Annotated in this window: 4 protein-coding genes and 1 pseudogene; all 5 read left to right on the forward strand. The window is 47.0% G+C overall.

What is annotated here, in order from left to right; all coding sequences use genetic code 11:
- Nucleotides 1-209: pseudogene (locus tag EWV68_RS11760) on the forward strand (hypothetical protein); the annotation flags it as partial.
- A gap of 177 nt (nt 210-386) precedes the next feature.
- Nucleotides 387-641 carry a zinc ribbon domain-containing protein gene (locus EWV68_RS11765; RefSeq protein ID WP_287169881.1) on the forward strand — a complete coding sequence of 85 codons (255 nt, stop codon included), beginning with the start codon at nt 387-389 and terminating at the stop codon, nt 639-641.
- A gap of 95 nt (nt 642-736) precedes the next feature.
- Entirely contained in the window at nt 737-2,113 is a 1,377-nt protein-coding gene (locus tag EWV68_RS11770; RefSeq protein ID WP_287169879.1) for a cation:proton antiporter, read from the forward strand.
- A gap of 146 nt (nt 2,114-2,259) precedes the next feature.
- Nucleotides 2,260-4,158 carry an N-acetylmuramoyl-L-alanine amidase gene (locus EWV68_RS11775; protein ID WP_287169880.1) on the forward strand — a complete coding sequence of 633 codons (1,899 nt, stop codon included), beginning with the start codon at nt 2,260-2,262 and terminating at the stop codon, nt 4,156-4,158.
- A gap of 100 nt (nt 4,159-4,258) precedes the next feature.
- Nucleotides 4,259-5,110: a glutamate racemase gene (gene murI, locus EWV68_RS11780; RefSeq protein ID WP_061430687.1), complete on the forward strand. Its 852-nt coding sequence runs from the start codon at nt 4,259-4,261 to the stop codon at nt 5,108-5,110.
- Nucleotides 5,111-6,239 lie beyond the last annotated feature (1,129 nt).

The following is a 6,239-nucleotide window of genomic DNA, read 5'->3' on the forward strand; positions in this document are numbered from 1 at the left end:
TTGTATTTGGGTTTACCTCTTTTGCTCTGTATCATCGCCTATCTTGGGAATGGCAATCAATATCCCTATTTTGGCTAGTTATCTTCGGATTTTGTACTGTCCTTTGGGTGCGAGGTAAAAAATTAGAAGAAAAAGCCCGCAACCCCCTCAGAGGCATTTTAGAGGGCTACATTCCGCACTTCAGAAGGAGGTTCAAGTTATTGAAATAGTTTCAAAAGCCAACAAAAAAACTCAGTTGTATGGTGCGGAGTTAATCGTAGCTGATAGATGGTTCCCCAGGGGAGCATCTCACCTTTGCAATGAGCATAAATACTTAGTGTAAAAATAGGCTTTTCGAGGGTAATTCTTGTTTTAATTCTCCATGTACGCAGTCTTTAAAAGCCTCGATTTCGTTCCATGAGATGCTCCCGTTCCCCAGTAGCAAAATCTGTTCCAATTGTGGATACAAAAAAGAGTCTCTATCTTTATCCGAAAGAGTTTTTGATTGTGAACAATGCTCTTTTGTTTGTGATAGAGACTTGAACGCTAGTCTCAATCTAGCTTCTTTGGCGGTGAGTTCCACCGTGTCAGCCTGGGGAGTAGATAGTGCCGACACTGCTACCTTGAAGCAGGAAATTAGCTTCAAATTTGCTCATGAGTAGATTTGAGTAAGTTTAATAGAACGGCAAACTTTGATCAGGGATGACTGAATAGGCCGCAAGCTTGTTAGAGTATTGAGAGTAATTTTGAGCGAGCGATGATACTACAGCCTTTCCTTTCTTCCGCTTGGAGTTTTAACATTCCCCTGTTAGCCTCGGCAGCTACAGCCGAAACTGCCGATAGTGCCTTAGTTTTAGCCTGCGTGCTGCTGAGTTTGACCGTTATTTATTTCGCCTGTAAACTGGGGGGAGAAATATGCGTGCGATTCAACTTGCCTCCCGTGTTAGGAGAATTAGTCGGTGGCGTGATTATCGGGGTTTCTGCCCTAAAATTACTGGTTTTTCCAGAAGGAGGAGCGGGATTCGAGGATTCTCTCCTAATTCACTTCCTACAATCCACTTCCCCCCTCACCCCGGAGCAATCTCCCGCCGTTTTTAGTGCTGCCAGTGAGGTGATTTCCGTCCTCTCGGAATTGGGGGTAATTATCCTGCTGTTCGAGATCGGTTTAGAGTCAGACTTGCAGGAATTAATTCGCGTCGGTCCGCAGGCAGCCGTCGTCGCAGTGGTGGGAGTTGCGGTTCCCTTTTTGGTGGGTACTTTGGGTTTAATCTATATCTTTCATCTGGCCACCATTCCCGCTATTTTTGCCGGGGCAGCTCTAACCGCTACCAGTATCGGCATTACCGCGAAGGTTTTAGCAGAAATAGGGCAGTTATCGGCGAAAGAAGGTCAAATTATCATCGGGGCAGCGGTTCTCGATGATATTCTCGGTATTATCATCCTCGCTGTCGTTGCTTCTTTGGTGAAGACTGGAGAAGTGCAAATTAGCAAAGTAATTTATCTAGTGATTAGTTCCAGCGCTTTTGTGGTGGGGGCGATCCTGATCGGTCGTTTTTTAAGCCCCTTTTACGTTCAATTAGTTAATAGCATGAAAACTAGGGGACAATTGCTCTTATTTTCCCTGATTTTCGCCTTTATTCTTGCCTATATTGCCCAAGTTATCCAATTAGAAGCGATTCTCGGTTCCTTTGCTGCGGGCTTGGTCCTCGGGGAAACGGAAAAGCGATCGGAATTGGCAGAACAAGTGTTCCCGATCGCCGATTTATTTGTACCGATATTTTTCGTCTGTGTGGGGGCAAAAACCGATTTAAGTGTCCTTAATCCCGCTATTCCCACTAATCGAGAAGGATTAGTCTTGGCCGCTTTCTTAATTGTCGTCGCTATTTTGGGTAAAGTGGTGACGGGGTTAGCCGTTTTCAGTCAGGAAAAACTCAATCGCTTGGCGATCGGAGTTGGCATGATTCCCCGGGGTGAAGTGGGTTTAGTCTTTGCCGGAGTCGGGGCTGCTAGTGGCGCTTTATCCCCCGCTGCCGATGCGGCCATTATTATGATGGTGATCTTGACTACCTTTATCGCTCCGCCCCTGTTAAGGTTAGTATTTAAAGAACCTACCGCCAGCCCTCAAGAAACATAGCAGACCATGCCAACGTCCCATAAGCTTGTTTTTATTGATAGTCATTCTCAGAGCATTAACGGAGCTATGGATGGCCAAAAATCGACAAAATTGTCCATTTTTACCGAAAAAAGGTAATTGATAACTGAGCAACGGGAGCATCGATCGTGAGATTTCATTGGTTATTCCTAAGCGCATTAACTTGGTTGCTGGTGGCAGCCCCTGCTTGGGCAGGCAAGCTCGTCTTTTGGCGATTCGACACCAATGAGAATCGTCTGGTGTTCACCACCGACAATCGAGTGCAACCGCGAGCGCAAATGATCACTAACCCCACCAGGATCGTGATCGATCTGCCCGGGATCAAGTTAGGGCAACCCAATATTAACCGGCCCATTGGCAATATCGTCAGAAGTGTCCGTATCGGTCAATTTGATGCGGAAACTACCCGTTTAGTGATTGAATTGGCCCCAGGCTACACCTTTGATCCTCAACAGGTAAAAATTCGGGGAATTTCGCCCACCCAATGGACAGTGGAATTGCCAGACCCCCAACCAATTAGGGAGGAAACGCAACCACCCGTCACCCCTGACCCCACACCTACCCCCGATCGCGGTTCCACCCGTCCCACTCCCCCACCTCCAGTTAGCCAGACGGACAACAACGATGATTTTCAGGTAACTCGCAATGGTCTTTTTGTCCGTTTAGAGCAAAATGGTGATGAGCGATCGATCCGCAGTCAACGCAGCCGGGACGGCAAAAAAATCGAATTTGAATTACCCGGGGCCACTTTACCCAGTAGTCTCACCGGTCAAACTATCCCCGTCAATCGCTATGGGGTCGGCGATATTCAATTCAGTCAGACTGCCAATCAACGGGCCAAGATTTCCCTGAGCGTTAATAAGGATAGTCGCGATTGGCAAGCTCTTTATAGTCGTTTTGGTGGTTTGGTTTTACTGCCTAGGGGTGGTCTGGGTTCCGTGGATAATATCTCCTCTCCCCCCCCCACTAGCGCCACCAATCCCAATCCTCGTCCCAACAATCCCCCCCCGAAAACTGCCAATAATCCCCCTTCTAGCAATCGTTTGGCCACGATCTCCTCGATCGATCTGGCGGGTAATAACGATCGCCTGTTAATTCGCGCGGATTTACCCCTAAAAGCTAACGGCAGTGTTAACCGGGATGGTGTCTATGAACTAAGCATCGAAAATGCTAAGTTAGCCGAGTCTTTTCGCGGTCCGCGCTTCGGCCGCTCTAGTCCTATCTATCAATTGCGGGTACGTCAGGAAAGCGCCAATAGGGTGCTGATTTTGGTACAGACTGCAGCAGGGTTTCAATTAGGTCAACTCAATCAATCGGACAGTCAAACCCTAGCCCTAGAATTGCTTTCCTCCCGCAATTATAGCCCCGTTTCTCAGGTTCCTGACTCCACCACTATCCCTGTTCCTTTACCCCCCAATACGGGGCAATTTAACCCACCGCCGCGCCCCTCTAACCCCACTCCTAATCCCCCCCAACAACGCAATAGCCGCTTTCTAGTGGTGATCGATCCGGGCCACGGTGGCAAGGATCCGGGGGCGATCGGAATTGGTGGCCTTCAGGAAAAAAACGTAATTCTGCCCATTTCCCTAGAAGTTACCCGCATCCTGCAACAACAGGGCATCGATGTGCGTCTAACTAGAGATAGCGACTTTTTTGTCACCCTGCAAGGTCGCACGGATCTGGCTAACCAGATCGATGCCGATCTATTTGTCAGTATCCACGCTAACTCTATGGGGAAAGGACGACCAGATGTCAACGGATTGGAAGTTTATTACTTTGGCGATCGCCGTTTGTCGGATACCATCCATCGCAATATTGTCCGCAGTGTCGATCTGCCCGATCGGGGGGTGCGTCGGGCCCGTTTCTATGTGCTGAGAACCTCCAGAATGCCCTCTACCCTCGTGGAAGTGGGTTTCGTTACCGGCGCTGAGGATGCTGCTAAATTAGCCAATGTCAACTTTCAACGACAAATGGCGGCGGCGATCGCTGGGGGGATTATTGAATATATTCAACGAAATCTCCGTTAATGATTAAATGATTGGAGCATTAGTTTACTGATCAAAAAATCCGTGTTTTAATATCATCAAATAAAGCTATTTTAGATCAGCGTTTTCCTCGATATTATCTATGAGAGAATCACAACTTAGTCCGATTGGTGTGTTTGATAGTGGCGTGGGTGGACTGACCGTTTTAAGGGAGTTGTATCGACAACTGCCCCAAGAATCGATTCTCTATTTCGCTGATACCGCTAGACTTCCCTACGGAACCCGTTCTAAAGGGGAAATTATCGAATTTGTCCTGGAAATTCTCACTTGGATGAGCCAGCGCCGGGTGAAAATGGTGATTATGGCCTGTAATACCAGTTCCGCCTTGGCTTTAGAAGAAGTACAGGCCGAATTTAAAGATTTACCAATTTTGGGGGTAATTTTACCCGGGGCAAAAACTGCCGTGCAAAAAGGAAAGCGCATTGGGGTGATTTCTACCCCGGCTACGGCTAAAAGTAATGCCTATAAACAAGCGATTCAAGAAATCGATCCTACTGCCCAAGTTTGGCAAATTCCCTGTCCTCAATTTGTACCTTTGATCGAGGCTAACCGCATTTTTGACCCCTACACCACACAAGTGGCTAGGGAATATCTTCAGCCTTTACTAGCAGAAAATATTGATACTCTGGTCTATGGTTGTACCCATTATCGCCATCTTTCCCCGGTTTTACGTCGTCTTTTACCTAGTTCCGTGCGGTTGGTAGATCCCGCCGCTTCCGTTGTCCGAGCGGCGGAAAAAGAACTAGAATTATTAGGTCTAAAAAATCCCGAAACACCCCTACCTACCAACTTCGCAGTTAGCGGTGAGCCTGACACTTTTGCTCGTTTATCTCGTCAATGGCTCGGTTTTTCTCCCAGGGTAGAAAAGGTTTATCTGCAATGTCGGGTGAAGACCCTCGGTTTTACCGATGGGATGAAACAAAGGCCAGTATAGAACAGCGAACCACAGCTAAAAATAATTGTCTAGTCTCAAGAGCGAAATCTCGAATGACTTCTGACATTGTTAATGGCATTCTAGTTGCGTATTCCGAAGTGCGCTTGCTCTTCTTTTGGGGTCATTAGCCTTGGCAGTCTTTTTTCCTTTAAAGGTCTTGAAGTACTCACGAAAAATAGCTACCATATAAGTAGGGTTTGCTGAATAAATCTAAAAACCTTACAGGAAAGGGCTTTTAGACTTTTTTGACCTCAAAAAGTCCCGACCCTTGCAGTGATCGAGGGGAAAATTCAGGTACTTTTTCCCTGAAAATTGGGTAATTGACCAGGTGAAAATGGGTAAAACCCCACACCCCACCTGCCCCCCCGATGTCGGGGGGGTTGGGGGGCCACACCCTGCCACCAGGAAAAACTTTTTCAGCAGACCCTAAGTATAGCGGCTAGGGTAAACAACCGCTTGAAAAACCCCTGTAGTCTAATCACTACGCTATCTGCACCTTGACAATCAAAGATATGGGGTTCTACCTAATGTTCTAGTTTCTACCTGTAGGTAGGTAAAATCTTTGCAGGAACTAGACAAAGCAGTATTTGAAGCTAACACTTCAATTAAAGCAAATTTTGTAGAAATACAACTAGGGTGGGGCGCACCCAAAGTTAACGCTTGAGGAGAGAACCACCTCTGGGTTGAGAATCGCAAGGTACTTAGTCTAAGTGGACTCGGTGAATCAAGAATCCCTCGCTTGAGCGCGACGGGAGCGTCAATTGCCTGTCCCCGTTTTATAGCCGTCAGTCTTTTCAGTGATCAGTTAACAGTGTGCAGTAATCAGTGTGCAGTAATCAGTGAAAAGACAGTAGGAAACTGCTATTTACAGCCTTTCTCGTCAAGGTGAAGCACAGACACTAATACCTGCTCATCAACTTCAGCAAATCCTAGATAAAACGTTTACATGGCAAGTATATAAGCCCACCGCTAGGAAAGGAAGGCTAGAGTGAGTGGTTGGAGGATAATATCTGAGTGCCTGACACATCTTGTGTAAGGGGTAGCAGGTCAAGGACGACAGAGCAAAGAGTGAACACGGGAAAACCATATTCGGTCATAGTAATCGGAGAGAGCGTTCTTAGAAGAGAAA

This window comes from Microcystis sp. M_QC_C_20170808_M9Col (assembly GCF_007095495.1).
Taxonomy (GTDB): Bacteria; Cyanobacteriota; Cyanobacteriia; order Cyanobacteriales; family Microcystaceae; genus Microcystis; species Microcystis aeruginosa.